Source organism: Bacilli bacterium (assembly GCA_035326105.1).
Taxonomy (GTDB): Bacteria; Bacillota_I; Bacilli_A; order RFN20; family CAG-826; genus UBA7706.
Genome location: DAOKYO010000001.1, coordinates 605916 through 624106, shown reverse-complemented (window position 1 = coordinate 624106; position 18191 = coordinate 605916). Strand labels below are relative to the sequence as shown.

Genomic DNA, 18191 nt, shown 5'->3' with positions numbered 1-18191 from the left:
GTCCCAATAATAACTTCTTTAATTTAGTTTCAAGACGAAATTCGCCGATGGAACTCCTGGAATTTCTCTTTGGTTGTCGCTAGGATGTCTCTAAAAACCTTTTCTTTTTTTCCGATTTCCTTCATCAAAGTCGTATCCAATTCAAATAATTTCTCCACATCGACACGAATCATTTCATCAAATGTCTTCCAATAGATGTTAATTAGATAATCCTTTAAAGAGATGATTTTGAAATCGGCTTCATTAATTAGATATTCGTGCGTAAAAGCTGAGGCTAACTGATAGTGTGAATAAAATGTTGCCAGCCCAGCAAAATCCAACAAAGATTGCGAGGTAATCTTTTTATCTTTAGGAAAAACCGGGACAATCCACGCGAAACGTGCTACTTCCCAGGACCATTCGCTAACATTGGCTCGGTTCATATTTTGCTTTTGAATACTACTTTCTTCTTGAGAAGAAAGACTAACGATATTGAGATGACCTAAAACGTTTCTTTTTCTCGTATCAAAACTGCCGCTGACAACATTTTCATGTTTTGTCATTACTCGAGCGTAGGCCAGCGTCTCTAAAAGAGCCCGATAGATGATGGCCGCTTCGGGAAGTTTTTTATCGCTAATAAGCGTTATTCCTGAAACCATTTGATCAAGAATCCGTAAATACAGCAAATGGGGATTGCTTCGCTGACGCGCGGCATTCGCATACCTATGATAAAAGTAGAAAATATACTTGAGCGACTCAACAGTTGAATCGCCGACGTCACTGCGATTGTTCGTATGATGTTCCTGAATAAGGTTGTCGATAGCCGTATTAATGATTGAGATTAAGAAATGAGCGTTTTGCTGAATATTGTTATCGATATCTTTCGTCTTTTGAGCAGTCGCAAAATCATGACATACTTTTTCCGCAAAGCAATCAATACTAATAACGTTGTTTGCTTGCCCGGATTTTTTTCGATAAGTCTGATACTCGTGCTCAATTGTTTTCTGAAAAAATCCATATCGTTCTTTTTGCTTGCCATTTTCGCAATTATATTTTTCTTTGAGAAACTTGGCAATTGTTCGATATGACAATTGGTGATTATTTTTTCCTTTATTATTCATATAATTATTTATAGATAGTTAGTTTATAATGCTCAAAACAAAAGCGTATTATTTACGTCTTTGGCATAATTTTATGGTAACCACTATTTAGCCCCCTATTATTCTAATATACAAAATGATGCAAAGAAAGATTTTATCTTTTTGGCATTTTTTGATGAACAAAGCGCTTTCGTAAACGTAAAAAATACCCTACAATGTTTTTATGTTGCTTATTTACTGATTTTGGTTATCATTATTAGGCGATTAATAAGGAGGAATTATGAAAAAACTTTTAGTGGTCGTTGATTACCAGAAAGACTTTGTCGATGGAAGTCTTGGATTCCCGGGAGCAGAAAAACTTCTTCCCTATATTTTAGACCTTATTAATGAATATGATGTCAATGGTGACGATGTCGTCTTTACAAAAGACACTCATAGTGATAATTATCTTTCAACGATTGAAGGCAAGCATCTCCCGGTTAAACATTGCATTCCAGGGACTCCCGGCTACGCTTTCTATGGTCCCTTAGAAGAAATCAGTCAAGACCATCTTGTGTTTGACAAACCGACATTTGGTTCCGCCAAACTCTTTGACTATTTGCGCGAACACAATTATGAAGAGATTACTCTGGTTGGACTAGTCAGTAACATATGTGTCCTTTCCAATGCAGTCTTAGCTAAAACCGCACTTCCCGAATCGCACATCCTCGTTGATACTAAAGGCGCAGATTCATTCGATAAAGAAATGCAGGCCAAAGGTTACGATATATTAAGAAATCTTCACATTTCAGTTATTTGATGGTTATTTACGATTTTTAATGTTATTCATAAGTGAATATGATAATATAACGCAGGAAAAGAAAGTCACCATGTTTTTTCAAGGTAATTCTCTTATTTCAAATGAATGAACCTTGGAGAATATCATGACATTTAACGATTTTAATTTTACTAATTCAATCCTCAAAGCCGTTGAGAAAGAGGGCTACTCGATACCGACGGAAATTCAAGCGGAAGCCATTCCGCTTATTTTGGCTGAAAACAACCTTTTAGCCAGCGCTCAGACCGGAACCGGAAAAACTGCGGCCTTTGCTTTACCCCTACTTGAACTTATTCAAGCGAAGGTCAAAGACTATCGCCAAAGCAAAATAATTCGCGCTTTAGTGCTGTCTCCGACTCGGGAATTAGCCAGCCAAATAGCGGACACTTTTGTAACTCTCGGGGCTTTTTTGCCCTTGAAAACCGCAGTTGTTTTCGGTGGCGAACCAGCCTTCCGCCAAAAGAAAAAATTGCAAAACGGGGTGGACATTCTCGTTGCTACGCCCGGACGATTGCTTGATTTTGTCAATCAAGGGGTCATCGACCTGCAAAATGTCGAACATTTTGTGATTGATGAAGTTGATCAAATGATGGATATGGGCTTTATTCGCGACGTCAAGAAAATTGCCCACCTTCTGCCCAAGCAAAGACAAACTTTGATGTTTTCAGCTACTATCCCGTTGGAAATTGAAAACTTAGCCAACGAACTATCTTCTTCCCTGAAACGTATTTCAATCGCTCCCGTGACTGAAACGCTCGACAATATTACTCAAAAATTAATTTATGTGAGCAAACAGAATAAGGGTGCGCTTTTGGTAAAACTCTTATCCGACCCAACGATTACCTCCCTTTTGGTTTTTACCCGAACGAAACGTGGTGCGAATAAGGTGGCTTCCATACTTGAAGGACAGAATATTTCCGTTGAACTTCTGCATGGAAACAAATCGCAAAAAGCTAGGACTATTGCTCTTTCGCGTTTTAAAAATCATCAAGTCCGAGTGCTTGTCGCCACGGATATTGCCGCTCGTGGAATTGATATCGACCATCTTTCTCACGTTTTAAATTATGATTTGCCGGAATTCCCTGACACCTACATCCACCGGATGGGAAGAACCGGTCGTGCCGGATTTACCGGAACTAGTTTATCCTTCTGCAGTAAGGAAGAGTTAACCTTATTGAAAGCCATTCAAAAGCATATCGATCAAAAGATACCCGTCGATACCGATTACGGATTTAATGATGTCTATGAGTCCCTCCCCGAAGTCAAAAAAGAAAATAAGCCTGATGGCGATAAGGAAAGAAATTCTTTCAAAGCCGACTCGGGCAAAAACCGCAAAGATTATTCCTCCAAGAATCGCCGTCGGGATGATTCTCGGCGTGATGGTTTTAAAGCGCAAAAATCTCAAAGACAATTTACTGCAATTGATGATGATGATACCCTAACAGGTGAACCTAAGAAAAAAGAATTTTCGTCCCGGAATCGGAGTCGGGGGGATTTTCGCCACGATAGTTTTAAAGTAAAAAGATCTCAAAGAAGTTTTTCTGACACCGATGGCGATAATAATGACACCCCTACTGGCGAACCAAAGAAAAAAGAGTTTTCGCCTCGGAATCGGAGTCGCGGTGCTTTCCAACATGATCATTATCGAACAAACAAAAGCTCCAAAAAGTTCACCCAAAATGGCTTCGAAGAACGCAGCGATGATTTTGACGGCAAAAGAAGAGACTTTTCGTATAAAAATCGACAAGAAAACCCCTCTCGTCGAAACTATCATAAGTCTGAGCGCTTAAGCCGTGGTTCTTCGGCTGAACCAAGAACGTTTAATTCTAGAAACGATAATGGCCTGGAAAATAAACGTTATGGTAATGATCGCCCCCAAAGACGTTTTAAGAGTGGTAACAATTTTAAGAGCGCTGATGGTGCATCCTATCGGGAAAGACATAATAGTAATGAAGATAAGCCCTATAATAAACGTTCAAGTTCATTCAAAGGAAAAAGATTCTCTTCGTCCAGTTCCAGACAAAGTGACCAAGCCTCTCGAGGAACGCATTCTTCCTATCGCGGTAAGCCGAGTGGCCGATATAACAAGGGGAAAAAATAGTTTAGTCAAACTCAATTGATCATATATAATTCGTCAAAGCCCTTAATGATCCGCACCGCCAGAAGTTTGTCGGGAAGAGTTTCCCAATTTTCGTGATGATAGTAAACTGGCGTCCAACCGGCATTGTACGCACCGACGACATCATGAGCATAATCATTGCCGATAAAAAGAACGTCACCGGCTTTTATGCTATTGCTCTTTCCTTTTATTGCTGTCAGAGCATAATCAAAGAAACGCTTGTCTGGTTTTCGATAGCCGAAGTCCGCGCTGGAAAAAACGTCCCGAAAATAATTTAATACATTGAGCTCTCCCAGCCTTCTTTTCAAAGCGTAGGAGCCAAAAATCGAATTAGATAAAATATAAAGGGGGATGCCTTTTCTTCGATAATACTCGAGTAAAACCCGTGTTTTATCGTTGACGAGAAGTGTGTTGCACGAAGAAAACACGCGATATTCAATTTCATTGAAATCGGCATCATCAACCAAGCCTAATTCCCTATTCAATTCATCTAGATAATCATGATATATGTACTCTTTATTAGTATCTTCTCGTTTAATAAAATGAGAAGCCGCAAATCGATTATTAAATTCCTCAAAGCGTTCAAAACTTACTTTTGGATTTACATAGTGCTCAAATAAATAGCGCTTCGCTTCTTCTATGTCGTAACGCTTAACGTCAATTAGGGTATCGAACAAATCGAAAACAACTACTTTTGGTTCCATAAAACACCTCGTCTACATTCTAGAAAACTATCCTTACTCCACCAAGCAATATGCTTGTTAATAATCTTCTTCTTCCATTTTGACCGCACTTGGGCGAGCCCCGAGTCCGGGCATAACCATAACGTCACCCGTTAAGGCTACTAAAAAGCCGGCTCCGGCCGAAAGATTTACCTCGCGAATTGTCATTGTGAATCCCCGTGGAGCGTTAATTTTAGTTGGATCGTCGCTAAAACTATATTGGGTTTTAGCCATGCAAATCGGGGTCGCTCCATATCCCATCGCCTGATACTTTGCAATTTGCTTTTTTGCTTCGGGAAGAATTTCAACTTTTTCGGCACGATAGATTTTCTTTGCAATAATATTTATTTTTTCTTCAATCGGAAGTTCCTCGTCATAAAGGACATGGAAATCGCTTTTTTCTTCAGCTAGTGTTTTCATCAAAACTTTGACCAGTTCCTTGGCCCCGCTTGAGCCTCGAGCAAAAGAATCGAGAAAAGCAACCGGATAATTTTCCTTCTCGCACCACGCCCGAAAAGCGGCGACTTCCTGCGGTGAGTCGGATGCGAAGTGGTTAATCGCAATAACCGGGCTTACTCCAAATTGCTTAATGTTTTCTACATGCTGCTTAAGATTGTCCGTACCTTTTAATAAGGCGGGAATATTTTCGACATCAAGATGATCAATGTCTTCCCCGCCATGCATTTTTAATGCTTTTATCGTGGCAACCACGACCGCAGCGGCCGGTTTCATCTTTGCTTCGCGCATACAAATATCAAAGAATTTTTCCGCACCAAGGTCGGCACCAAAACCAGCTTCCGTTAAAACATAATCCGCCAGTTTTACACCCGCATTTAATGCAATTATCGAATTGCATCCATGAGCGATATTAGCAAAGGGACCGCCGTGAATAAGAACCGGATTGCCCTCTAGAGTTTGAACTAAATTGGGCTTAAAGGCTTCGCGCAATAATTTCATAACCGCATGAGTGATTTTGAGATCACCAACTGTGATTGGCTGGTCATTTTTTGTGTAAGCGACGACAATTTTTGCGAGCTTATGCAAAAAATCTTCTGGCGAGGTGGCAAGGCATAAAAGCGCCATCAATTCACTGGCGACTGTAATTTGAAACCCACTTTGATGGGGAAGACCATTGCCTTTTCCTTCCGCCACGGTAATTTCTCTTAATGACCGATCGTTCATATCCAAGGCCCGTTTCCATACAATCTTCTCCGGGTCAATATTTAAAGCATTGCCTTGAAAAAGGTAATTATCCACCACTGCAGCAATGAGATTGACAGCACTCGTTAAGGCATGAATATCCCCGGTAAAATGGAGGTTGATATCTTCTTCGGGAATAATCTTGGCTTTGCCTCCGCCGGTAGCCCCACCCTTCATGCCAAAAACTGGGCCCAGTGATGGTTCCCGGAGGCAAGCTATAGCCGAGTATCCTTCTTTTTTTAATCCATCTAAAAGAGCAATCGTCGAAGTGGTTTTGCCTTCGCCGGCTTTTGTGGGAGTAATCGCGGTCACTAAAATTAGCTTTCCGGGTTCTTTATCGGCATATTCAGTGAGGAAATCCATATTAATTTTAGCCTTGTAAGGTCCATACAATTCGATGTACTTTTCGTCAATACCGGCTTTTTTGGCAATGTTGATAATCTTTTCCATATTGATACCCTCTACTTCTTATTATGAGTATAGTTTGAAATTCTTTAACTCGCAATTGAATAAAAAATAAAAACGCCTTGAGCAACGAATTCTTTTTTGACATCAGGCAAAAAAATCGGTTTCTTTCAGGCGTATTTGATAAATCAGATTAATTTAAAACGATAACTTATTTGATGATGAAACTCTTCATCGGCTTCCAGTATGCCTGTTTCCTTCTGACCAAAAGGTTCATTCATGGCATCGGGGAATATTTGACACTCCAAAGCCAATGCTTCATACCGTCCTAAAACCGCGGCGACATTCATTTTTTCTCGGCTGGGATAATTGCCGCTATAGAAGACAAGTGCCGGATAATCTGAATAGATATCCATCTGCATGAAATCGCCTTTTAGTGATGCTACCGGTTGAGAACTATCCTCCGGGTTATCAATAACAAACGGATGGTCATAGCCGCCGCTTATCGCCACCAAATCTTTCTCGGCGATATCCTTGCCGATAACTTTTCCCATCCGAAAGTCCATCTGCTCATCCACCGGGAAAATGCCCAGCGGATAAATTTTCTTATCCACTTTGCCCGCCAATGAAGAACGAATAGTTAAATTATGATTAAGAATCGTACCTCCGCCATTTAAATTCCAATAACTGTGGTTGGTAAAATTAGCAATCGTTTTTTGATCACTATTTGCGGAGTATGTAACATCAAGGCGATTTTCATTGGCAAATAGTTTATAAGTTACTTTTAAGGATAAGTTACCGGGAAACCCACATTCCATGTCGGGGCTGAAATAAGAAAAAATAACCGCTTCGCCATCGGCAAGATGGCGTTCAATAAAGGCAAAATCGCGATAAGGAAGGCCGTCAATTCCTCCGTGCAAGCCATCTTTAGTAACGGCCTCCACATGATAATGCACTCCGTCTAAGGTGAAATTGCCATCTTTAATTCGGCCTGCGTTGCGCCCGATGGTCTTTCCATAGTAGGCGTCGGATACCTCAAAGTCATCCAAAGACGCAGGATGAACCATAACATTTTTTAAAATTCCTTCTCGGTCGGGAATCCGTATATCAAAAATAGCGGCCCCTACCGAGGCAAAAGTGACTTCCATACCCAACTGATTAACAACCCGAATAAGTCTTCCCATAATTACTCCTGGTGGTCGGCAATATATTTCTGATAAAAATAGAAAGAATCTTTAGGGTAACGTTTCATCGATTGGTAATCAACATAGATGAGTCCAAATCGCGCGCTATAACCAAAAGCCCACTCAAAATTATCAAATAGCGACCAAGCAAAATATCCTTTGATTGGAATTCCATCTTTTTTTGCCTTTGCCATCTGTTCAAGGTAGCAGCGATAATACTCGATACGCGCTTGATCATGTATTTTATGATCTCGCGTTAAAACATCGATAACCGAAATTCCGTTCTCACTAATAATAATCGGTTTTTGATATCGTTCATAGAGAAATTTTGGCCCGTAGTATAAAGTCTTCGGCATTTGATGAAGCCAAGTAAAAACATAGGCCGGATTTTCGTCGGTATAAGGAAGAATCTTATATCCCGTTTCCTTATCCGCTTTCACAAAGTAACCGCTATAAATATTTTGGTAACAATAATCGATCGGCGAAGAAATTATTATTAAATCTTCCTTGAGCGTGGATGGTAGATACGGTTGATAGTAATCATAAAATTCCTTTGGATAGTCTCCTAAAAAGATTGGATCGCTATATAATGTTACTTGATCAAATTGTCCTTTAGCCAAAGAAAAATAGCATCTGCGCGCTAGATCGATATTTTTTTTGCTATCATCAAGCGGAATCGCCGGCGATGATGTCGCCGCAAAACCTATTTTCGCTTCACTATCTATTTTCCTTATGGCCTGAACGGCTAATCCATGTGCTAAAAGAAGGTTGTGAACGGCAATAACCGCCGCCTTATCTTCTAGGTAAATACCCGGTGCGTGCTCTAGTGTTTTATGACCGAGATTAATGATGCACTGGGGTTCGTTGATAGTTATATAGTCATGGCAACGATGCTTAAATCTTTGCGTGACTGCAAAGACAAAATCGGCAAAAGCAAAGGCCGTATTGCGATTAGTCCATCCACCTTTATCCTGTAACCACATGGGTAAATCCCAATGATAGAAAGTAATGAATGGTTTTACTCCATATTTAGCCAGCTCCTGAAGTATATGGTCATAGAAAGCCATCCCTCTTTCATTGATTTTTCCATCTGCATTGGGAATAATTCTACTCCATGAAATCGAAAACCGATAACTGTTGACCCCTAATTCCTTTAAGTACTTCAAATCTGTTTCAAAAAGATGATAGTGATCTATTCCCTTTCGTCCGTCATCACGATTAAGAATCTTACCTTCTTCGAGTGTGTACGCATCCCAAATAGATGGCGTGCGACCATCAAGATTCGCCGCCCCCTCAATCTGGAAAGATGAGGTCGCCGTTCCCCAATAAAAATTTTTCATTTCTTGATCCTCACTTCTATTATTTAATTATTAAATTCACAATATGCCAACCGCTCAATCTATAAAAAAAGCTCGAGCGGAGAAGGAGGACAAACTCCGCCCGAGGCCAAAATGGAAACTAGCCCTTGACACTTCCGGCCGTTAAACCGGAAATTATCATCTTCGAGAAGACTAAATATACGATAAGCAATGGAACAATTGCGACCGTAAGAAGCATATAAATAACTCCCAAGTCGAATGTCGCCGGATTGCTTGACCGTAATAAATTAAAGATTAAAGGAATTGTTTGTTTGCTGGAATCGGTGAGAATAAGCGCCGGCATAAAGAAGTTATTCCATGAACTGACGAAAGCAAAAATAAATTGAACGGCCAAAGCCGGTTTCATAATCGGCAAAACCATCTGGTGAAAAATTCTTATTTCGCTTGCGCCATCGATCCGGGCCGATTCAACTATTTCCTTAGAAAGAACACTTTCCATATACTGCTTAATGTAGAAGAAGGTTACCGGTGAGGCTATCGCGGGGACCACAAGTGGAATGAAAGTGTTAACCATGTTTATTTTGTAAGCAATCGCCACCAATCCCATCGCCGATATTTGCGAAGGAATCATCATAACAAAGAGAATAAACATAAAGGCAAAATTTCTGCCTTTGAAACGATACATGAAGATACCATAAGCTGTTAGCGCAGAGAAATAGCAGGTAAGAATTGCCGTTGAGAAAGAAATAAATAATGAGTTCTTAATTGCCGTGCCAATCTGAATGCTAGAGAAACTCAGTAAATTTTTCCAGTTTTCGACAAAACTATCGCCCGGGAAAAAAGAGAAGCCCTTTTGGATATCCGCATTAGCCCGCGTGCTATTAATGATCATGATGTAAAAAGGAACGATACATAAAAGCGTTAATAAAACCAAAACTGTATAAACAATTATTCTTCTTACTATCAGAGCCCTTTTGGCGCTTTTTAGGTGTTTGCTCTTTAAAGAAGGAGGAATGTTACCTTTATAGGAATCAATTATTTCTTCCGGAGACGCTTTTTTATTCGCGGAAGAAACGTTACTATCCATTTTCATTGCTAACGTGTTTTTCATATTACTCACCATCCACTTGCTTTGGTTTACGTGTTACATCCATCACATGATACTTCTTGTCCTTACCATCGCCCTTGCCTTTTGTTTGTGGAACAAGGTAGCGGAAGACGATAGAGCTCAAGCCTAGCGTCAAGAAGAAGATTAGCATTGATAGGGCCCCACCTTTACCATAGTTCTTGGATGGAACCAAGTTTTCATATAAATACATAATCAGCGTTTTACTCGTGTTATTGGGATTACCACTGCCACGGGTAAATATTTGCGCAACATCAAATAACTGCACGCCTCCAATAAGTGAAGTAATGAAAACATAGATGAATATAGGCATCAAAAGAGGCATTGTAATTTTAAAGAAAGTTCTAAATGCTCCGCTGCCATCGATAGCAGCCGCTTCATAGATTTCGTTGTCAATTCCCATAACTCCCGCCATCAATAGCAGTGTGGTATTGCCAAACCACATCAGGAAGTTAATAAACGCGATTACTCCTCGCGTTCCCCAAACGCTAGAGTCAATTGTAAATGTGGCCGGTACCGCTTTGGCTTCGATTAAAAATGAAATAATCGGTCCATTGGCGGCAAATAAAGTTAAAAACAGCATACCGAAAGCGCTGGCCATAACCAGATTCGGCATATAGACAATCGTTTTCCAAAACTGCAATCCCCGAAGTTTGAGCCGAATATCGGTAAACCATACCGCAAGTAAAAGCGAAATGATAATCTGTGGCAAAAAGCCCATTATCCAAATAATGAATGTGTTCCATAAATACTTATATAGTTCGCTGTCCGTCAAAAGGGTAATGTAATTTTGCAGCCCAACAAAATTCGGGCCTACTTGATCAAATCCGTCCATAAATGACTCAAAGAACGAATAAATGAATGTTGATAACAAAGGAATCAAAGTAAATAACGTAAAGACAATAAAAAAGGGAGCAATAAATAGATATCCCCATTTGGCATACATGTTAGACGTTATTTTCTTTGGCTTCTTTGCTCTCATAATACATTCTTCCCTTCCGATATGTAGATAACGGATCTCCCTAGATTAACTAGGGAGATCCCGCTATAAAATTAGTACTAGTAAGACTTTTACCGTGACAATGCCGGATATTTAGTTAAAGCCGCGGTATAGAAGTTATCTAAAGCCGTTTCATAATCGACTGTTCCAAGGAAATAGTCGCGCATGGCGGTTTGTAATCCTTCATTTAAACCTTGATCGTAAGCAGAAATGTTCTTCATGCTGATTTTAGCAGCGCTTTCGACGAAGAGTTTAATATGGTTTTGTCCACCAAGGAAGGCACTTCCATAGGTTGGATCATCAGCAATTTCTTGCATACCGGTTTTCGTATTAGTGAAATCTTCGGTATCAATTGTAATTTGCTTCATAATAGTCTTATTGCAGGTGAGGCTGAGCATAATGTCTTTGACAAGGCTAACATTATCCGTGCCGTTGACACCAGCAAGCCATGTTCCACCCCAATAGTAACTGGCTGGTCCTTGACAGACTGCCCATTTACCGAAATCACCATTACCAACTTCATGAGGTCCGTTAGCATCCGCTAAAGAATTTCCCAACAGGGTGAAGTTAATACCCCAAGTAGAATAGAAGAAGCCAAATACTTTTCCTTCTGGTCCTTGATCGGCTGCCCATTCAGTACTCCATAGTGAAGTTTGATTGTTGTAGCCTTCGGTGGTGTATTCCTTCGTTTGCTCAATCCAGGTAAGAACACTTGGATCAATAACAATCTTCTTATTGGCGTCAACCCATGGTGAAGCCACATTGTTCGAGAATGTCCGATAAGCATCATCAAATCCCGATAGCATATAATAGCCTTTAGCCTTCATCTTAGCCGCAACATCATCAAACTTGGTCCAGTCGCTTAATTGAGCTTGAATTTCGGTTGGATCCTCAGTTCCAAGTACTTCTTTGGCGACATCACGACGATAAGCATAGAGCCCCGGAGTTGCCTGCCATGATGAACCTTTGATAGCTCCACTACTATCAGTGACGATATCTTTGGTATACTGATATTGGTCTGACATATCTAACTCAGTTAGACCAATGTCCTTGATAACGTCCAACGAGTACGATGAGTTCGCATATTTAAGCGCATAATCCGCTTCCATAAGGAACATATCAACTCGATCATCAACAGCTTGTGAAGATCTGTTCTGAAGTGCGTTATCGAGGGCATCCTGATAAGCGTTTCCTTGATTGGCGACCATTGTCCATTTGACCAATGTCCCGTCTTTCAAGGTGTCAACATCGCCGGCATCATTTGTCGACACATAGCCTGGATAGTAGTCTCTAAACCGACCTTGGAATTCGTCATTCCAGCAGTAGATATTGAGAACCTTACCTCCATCTGAAACCGACACCTGTGATCCTCCGCCCCCGCATCCAGCTAAAGCTGCTAGCGGAAGAATAAGTGCCATCGTCTTAAATAGACTGTTCTTGTGCATTTTTTTCTCTCCCTTCAAAGTGAATTTGTTTGCACTCTATACTTTTTGATGCTTACTTGGCATCAATTAAAGCCGTAATTGTACTTCCTGCTTGAAGTTCACCCGAAACAACAATTTGCTCGGGAACAAATAGCCGCGGATTCTCGATAATATCAATCAACTTATCGCTAGCTAGGCGGCCAATTTCTTCCGTGTTCTGGCGGTATGTCGTAAGAATTGGGCGGAGAAGTCTTGAGAGTCGTATTCCATCATAGCCAGCGACCGATATATCTCGACCTATAACAAGACCATGTTTTTCGATTTCAGTAATGCCGGCCAAAATAGCGTAGTCGTCTGGGTATAAGATGCAGGTCGGTCTTTCCTCTTTGGGCAGAGCCAATAGTTCGCGAGTAGCCATTCCCGAGGGACCGGGGGTAACGTAGCGAGCATATTTTATATATGGCAAAGGTATGCTTAATCCTAAGTCAGACATCGCTTTGTAAAATCCTGCCAACCGCTTTTTAGTTACGTCCTTGTCTTTTTCACCCGTAATAAAGGCGATTTTTTCATGGCCCAAGCTATGTGCATAGCGAACTAATGATTCGGTGCCATGCGTGTTATCACTCATAATTGCAGTTGAGTTGTTATACACGTAATCAATCGTGACCGTCGGTATTTCGCTTTCAACTAATCTAATTACTTCTTTATCCTTGAAGTCCACGCAGGCGATAACTACTCCATCAACATTCCGGTAACGAGCATGCTCATAATATGATTTGCTGCTTTTGAGATTCCCACTGATGAAAGTAATATCGTATCCATGCGCTTCAGCATTGACTTTTAACGCATTAAGAATTGAAGAGAAATATTCATGTTCAAGTCCAGAATTAGCCTCATCAATAAACAAGATTCCAATGTTATAAGAACGATTTGTTTTTAAAGAGCGGGCACTTGCATTGGGAATATATCCCATTTTACGAGCCGTATCCCGAACTAATTTGACCGTTTCTTCACTGATTTCCGAATCACCATTCAGTGACTTACTAACAGTAGCGATAGAAACGCCACATTTTTCAGCAATATCTTTTAGCTTGACCATGATATTTTCCTTTCGTCCTTAATCGTTTTCGCGGTTATATTCTAAAGCGCTTACAAAACACTGTCAACTTTACTTTTGCTATTTTATTACGAAACTTTTACCCCTTTTGTGGGCGTTTTTTTGAATAATGTAGTTATAGAGCGATTTTTTTGTCCGAAAATATGGTTAAATCGTATGTATTCGACTTAACAAAAAAAATAATCATCCCCTATTGTGTTTTTATTTTGTAAAATATATAATGTTTTTGCGTTATTTAATCGTTTTCGCTAACATTAAATAAAATTTCTCTACTTAACGAAGGGAATCGCAAAATTATGAAATATGGTCATTTTGACGACAAAAAACGAGAATATGTTATTGAAACACCTTATACTCCAACACCTTGGATTAATTATCTTGGAAACAATGGCTTTTATGGCCTAATATCCAATACTGGTGGCGGATACGATTTTTATCAGGATGCAAAGCTACGTCGCCTTACTCGTTATCGATATAACAATATTCCTAACGATTTAGGTGGGCGCCTATATTATATAAATGATAACGGACTCATTTGGAGCCCAACTTTTTTGCCTGCATCAACGATGCTTGATTCCTATAAGTGTCGACACGGGCTCGGATACACTGTTTTCGAAAGTGAAAAAAATGGTATATCAACTGAACTCCTTTGTTTTGTTCCTCAAGATGACAACTGTGAAATAAACCGACTAAAATTAGTTAATAATAGCGGCGAGACTAAACACCTTATTGTTTATGGCGCTCTTGAGTGGTGTTTGTGGAATGCAGTTGATGATGGGACAAACTTTCAACGCAATTTAAACATCGGGGAAGTGGAAGTTGATGATAATACCATCTATCACAAGACAGAATATCGCGAACGGCGCAATCACTTCGCCTTTCATTACGGAAATCGCTCCCATAACGGATTTGATAGCGATCGGGAGCATTTTTTAGGTCGATTTAATTCTTTTGTTAATCCCCGGGCCGTAACGGAAAAAACCAGCTACCAAAGCATCGCTGCCGGGAATGCTCCTATCAGCGCTCATCGCTATGAAATCACTTTGGCGCCTAATGAAGTTTCATCTTTGATTTTTATACTCGGTTATGTTGAAAACAAACAGGAAGAAAAATTTATCAGTCTAGACGTAATAAACAAGTCAAAAGCTTATGGAATTATAAATCGCTACAACACAGACTTTTTAGTCGATGAAGCCTTCAAAGCAGTGAAAATATATTGGCAAGACCTGCTTCAAAAGTTCCAGATAAAATCCACCGACGCTAAATTGGATCGGATGGTAAATATTTGGAACCAATATCAATGTATGGTCACCTTCAATATGTCGCGGAGCGCTTCTTATTACGAAAGCGGTACTGGTCGTGGCATGGGATTCCGTGATTCCTGTCAAGACATTCTTGGCTTTGTTCATTTGATTCCGGAAAGATCTCGCGAACGAATTCTAGACATTGCTTCTATTCAAAGTAAAAATGGTTCTACTTACCATCAATATCAACCTTTAACTAAACGGGGAAATGCTGATGTTGGAAGCGGGTTTAATGATGATCCATTATGGCTAGTTGCCGGAACCGCAAGCTACATAAAAGAAACCGGCGATTTCTCCATTCTTCATGAACTCGTTCCCTTTGATAATGTTCAGGGAAGTGAAGTCCCATTATTTGATCATCTTCGCGCCTCAATGCACTACATCGCAAATCATTTAGGGCCGCACAATTTGCCATTAATTGGCCGGGCTGATTGGAATGATTGTTTAAATTTAAATTGCTTTTCAACGACTCCGGGTGAAAGTTTCCAGACAACGGAAAATGTTGATTATGGTAAAGCCGAAAGCGTATTTATAGCGGCGATGTTTGTTTATTATGGCAAGGATTATATTACTATGGCCGAATCAATCGGACAGAAAGAGGAAGCAGCCGATGTTGAACAAACTCTTAAAAAAATCGAAGAGGCCGTTATTCACTATGGATGGGACGGAAACTGGTATCTTAGAGCTTATGATTCTTTTAGCAATAAAATAGGCAGCCAAGAAACCAATGAAGGCAAGATTTTTGTTGAAGCTCAAGCTTTCTGTTCGCTTGCAAATATCGGAGACAATCTGGGCTATCCACGCAAGGCTCTGAAGAACGGCTTAAAATATCTGCTAAATGACTTTGGCCTTGAACTTCTATATCCCGCTTATACCACCTATCATCTAGAACTTGGCGAAATCAGTTCCTACCCACCCGGAAATAAAGAGAATGGTTCAATTTTTTGCCACACAAATCCGTGGTATGTCATCGCTTTGATTCAACATCAAGAAGTTGACGCGGCCTTTGATCTTTATAAGCGATTTACTCCCGCCTATATTGAAGACAAAAGTGACATTCATGAAACGGAGCCCTATGTTTATTCTCAAACAATCGCCGGCCGCTCATCGAAAAGTTTTGGCCGCGCTAAAAATTCATGGTTAACCGGAACGGCATCATGGGCGTTTGTGGCCGTGAGTCAGGCTATTATTGGTATCGTTCCGACCTTTGATGGACTAAGGATTCATCCGGCTCTTCCGACTTCAATTGATGAAGTTTCCGTTCATCGTCATTTCCGCAATTGCGATTATGACATTGTCATTAAACATCGAGGTTTAAAACAACCCGAACTGTTTATTGATGGGCATAGAGTAGACGGCGACATCCTTCCGCTAGATGAACAGTTAAAACACCAAATCGATTACATATATTAAAATAAGCCCCCGTGGGGCTTTTTTCTTTATAGCAAATCCATGGTATCATAAGCATATGAACTACATAAACATCCATTCAGAAATCGGCCGTTTACGGCGAGTTGTAATTCATCGCCCGGGCTATGAATTACAAAACCTTACTCCCAAATTTTTATCGGAGTTGCTATTTGACGATATTCCTTTTTTACCCGATGCCCAAAAAGAGCACGATGAATTTGCTTTGCTTATGAAAAACGAAGGGGTAGAAGTTGTCTATCTTGAAGATTTATTTCAAGAAGCAGTCAGAGACGAGAAAGTGCGTTTAGCTTTTCTCTACTCGTTTTTCAAAGAAAATGAAATCGTTGACACTCACGATCAGGAAAAACTCATTGGATACTTTCAGCAGTTGCCTTTGCCTGCTTTAGTGAAGAAAATTTTTTCCGGTGTAACCGAAGAGGAATTTCCTTCCTTTAATGAGGGACGGCTTCGGTCGTTTATTGACGACTATCCATTTATAATTGATCCGATGCCAAACTTATATTTTACCCGCGATCCCGCCTTCGTCCTTGGTAATCACTTATCTATTAGCCGCATGGCTAGCCCTGCCAGAAGAAGAGAAACCCTGATTATGGAGACCATCCTTAAAAATAATTCCGATTTGGCCGGTAACATCCCCTTGTATTCAAGAAACAACATTTCGTCGTTAGAAGGCGGAGATATTTTGGCTCTTGGAAAAGACAAGATTCTCATCGGATTATCTGAACGCAGCGAGCCCGCAGGAATTGAAAAGTTGGCAGAAAACGCTTTTAAAAATAGTGATATCCGTGAGATTTATGCCCTAAACTTGCCCAAGAAAAGATCATTTATGCACCTTGATACAGTATTAACGCAAGTTGATGGTGATAAATTTGTTGCTCATCATCAATTTATCAGTCATAGCGAATGCTTTAGAATTTTTCCAAAGCGAAAAAGCGTTGGCATCAGCGTTGAAAACGGCTCTTTAGGAAAAGTATTGAGCAAGATTATCAAAAGACCCGCTCTCGTTATTCCCTGCGGAGGTAATAGTCGCATTGCAAGCGACCGCGAACAATGGAATGATGGCGCAAACACTTTGGCTCTTGCTCCCGGAAAGGTAATCGCCTACAAGCGAAATTACGAAACCAACCGGATGCTTGAAATAAACGGAGTAAAAGTAATATCTACTACCAGCAGTGAATTGGCCCGGGGTCGCGGGGGACCCCGTTGCATGAGCATGCCGTTATATCGCGAGGAAGTTTAGATATAATTGGCAATTAATAAAATGTTTTCAAAATAAAAACTCATGCAGGCAAAAATTTCAAATTGATTATACAAATCAGCGATGTTACTTAGGCTTTCATTGTTCTCATTATGGCCGATTAACGACTGAATTTGCTGCATTAAAGCAAAACAGGTGTGGGCCTGCTCATAGTATAGGTGCAGGACAAACCGAAAATCACTCGACAGATGATTATCAATAACAAAAGGATAGAGTTCCCTCCGCTCATCGTATATTTTTTCTTCCAAATCTCTTCTTAAAGTGACAAAAAGATGGTGGATTGATTTAATATTTTCAACTTTCTTTTCACCTAATAGAACTTCATTAATTGCATAATGCGTACGGCACATTGCTTTTTCCATTTCTTGCTTTAATGGATAAAAAACGTCGCTAATAATTTCTTTAATTGTTTTATTCGCGCAGATGGAACGGATATTTTCGATTGGCTGATCACCGTAATCTTCGTTTTTTAGCGAATTAAAAAGCGCAGGGGTAATACCCACACGATCTAATTCTTTAAATAAGTAATTTGCCTTTCCCCGCCAATAAAAAACTTGTGGCTCAAGAGACTTTTGGTCGGAATACTCTAAAAACGAAAAAGTATTCTCCTTATCATCATCCATATTATCTTCCTAATTCCCCACTTTATTATGAGTGAATTATACCATAAAATAACAAAAAAAGGT

Annotated in this window: 14 protein-coding genes; 4 read left to right on the top strand and 10 right to left on the bottom strand. The window is 40.1% G+C overall.

Going from position 1 to position 18191, the window contains the following annotated elements; genetic code table 11:
- Nucleotides 1-29 precede the first annotated feature (29 nt).
- Complete coding sequence (locus PKC96_02795; protein ID HMM00257.1) at nucleotides 30-1100, bottom strand: hypothetical protein; 1071 nt, start codon at nucleotides 1098-1100, stop codon at nucleotides 30-32.
- 259 nt (nucleotides 1101-1359) lie between these two features.
- On the opposite strand from PKC96_02795, the gene PKC96_02790 reads away from it, so the two are divergent.
- Together PKC96_02790 and PKC96_02785 are read left to right on the top strand one after the other, a co-directional pair.
- Complete coding sequence (locus PKC96_02790) at nucleotides 1360-1878, top strand: isochorismatase family cysteine hydrolase (protein HMM00256.1); 519 nt, start codon at nucleotides 1360-1362, stop codon at nucleotides 1876-1878.
- Between the two features lie 124 nt (nucleotides 1879-2002).
- Nucleotides 2003-3997 (top strand): DEAD/DEAH box helicase, encoded by a 1995-nt coding sequence (locus tag PKC96_02785; protein ID HMM00255.1) that lies wholly within the window; start codon nucleotides 2003-2005, stop codon nucleotides 3995-3997.
- 11 nt (nucleotides 3998-4008) lie between these two features.
- On the opposite strand, the gene PKC96_02780 is transcribed toward PKC96_02785, so the two are convergent.
- From PKC96_02780 to PKC96_02745, 8 genes are all read right to left on the bottom strand, one after another.
- A complete protein-coding gene (locus PKC96_02780; protein ID HMM00254.1) occupies nucleotides 4009-4719 on the bottom strand; it encodes an HAD family hydrolase in 711 nt (236 codons plus the stop codon).
- Between the two features lie 57 nt (nucleotides 4720-4776).
- Complete coding sequence (locus PKC96_02775) at nucleotides 4777-6387, bottom strand: formate--tetrahydrofolate ligase (GenBank protein ID HMM00253.1); 1611 nt, start codon at nucleotides 6385-6387, stop codon at nucleotides 4777-4779.
- A 143-nt stretch (nucleotides 6388-6530) separates the two neighbouring features.
- Nucleotides 6531-7526 (bottom strand): aldose epimerase family protein, encoded by a 996-nt coding sequence (locus PKC96_02770; GenBank protein ID HMM00252.1) that lies wholly within the window; start codon nucleotides 7524-7526, stop codon nucleotides 6531-6533.
- 2 nt (nucleotides 7527-7528) lie between these two features.
- Nucleotides 7529-8866: a family 1 glycosylhydrolase gene (locus PKC96_02765; GenBank protein HMM00251.1), complete on the bottom strand. Its 1338-nt coding sequence runs from the start codon at nucleotides 8864-8866 to the stop codon at nucleotides 7529-7531.
- A gap of 118 nt (nucleotides 8867-8984) precedes the next feature.
- Nucleotides 8985-9956, bottom strand: a complete 972-nt coding sequence (locus PKC96_02760) for a carbohydrate ABC transporter permease (GenBank protein HMM00250.1) — start codon at nucleotides 9954-9956, stop codon at nucleotides 8985-8987.
- Between the two features lies 1 nt (nucleotide 9957).
- The gene (locus tag PKC96_02755; protein ID HMM00249.1) at nucleotides 9958-10953 is read right to left on the bottom strand and encodes a sugar ABC transporter permease; all 996 of its coding nucleotides are present in this window, start codon (nucleotides 10951-10953) and stop codon (nucleotides 9958-9960) included.
- 89 nt (nucleotides 10954-11042) lie between these two features.
- Nucleotides 11043-12416, bottom strand: coding sequence for a carbohydrate ABC transporter substrate-binding protein (locus tag PKC96_02750; protein ID HMM00248.1), 1374 nt, complete (start codon nucleotides 12414-12416; stop codon nucleotides 11043-11045).
- 52 nt (nucleotides 12417-12468) lie between these two features.
- Nucleotides 12469-13494, bottom strand: a complete 1026-nt coding sequence (locus tag PKC96_02745; GenBank protein ID HMM00247.1) for a LacI family DNA-binding transcriptional regulator — start codon at nucleotides 13492-13494, stop codon at nucleotides 12469-12471.
- A 314-nt stretch (nucleotides 13495-13808) separates the two neighbouring features.
- Here PKC96_02745 and PKC96_02740 point away from each other — a divergent pair, with 314 nt between their 5' ends.
- Nucleotides 13809-16229: a glycosyl transferase gene (locus PKC96_02740; protein HMM00246.1), complete on the top strand. Its 2421-nt coding sequence runs from the start codon at nucleotides 13809-13811 to the stop codon at nucleotides 16227-16229.
- A 55-nt stretch (nucleotides 16230-16284) separates the two neighbouring features.
- Nucleotides 16285-17487, top strand: a complete 1203-nt coding sequence (locus PKC96_02735; GenBank protein ID HMM00245.1) for an arginine deiminase — start codon at nucleotides 16285-16287, stop codon at nucleotides 17485-17487.
- On the opposite strand, the gene PKC96_02730 is transcribed toward PKC96_02735, so the two are convergent.
- Nucleotides 17484-18128 carry a hypothetical protein gene (locus PKC96_02730; GenBank protein HMM00244.1) on the bottom strand — a complete coding sequence of 215 codons (645 nt, stop codon included), beginning with the start codon at nucleotides 18126-18128 and terminating at the stop codon, nucleotides 17484-17486. The genes PKC96_02735 and PKC96_02730 overlap by 4 nt on opposite strands.
- Between the last annotated feature and the right edge of the window lie 63 nt (nucleotides 18129-18191).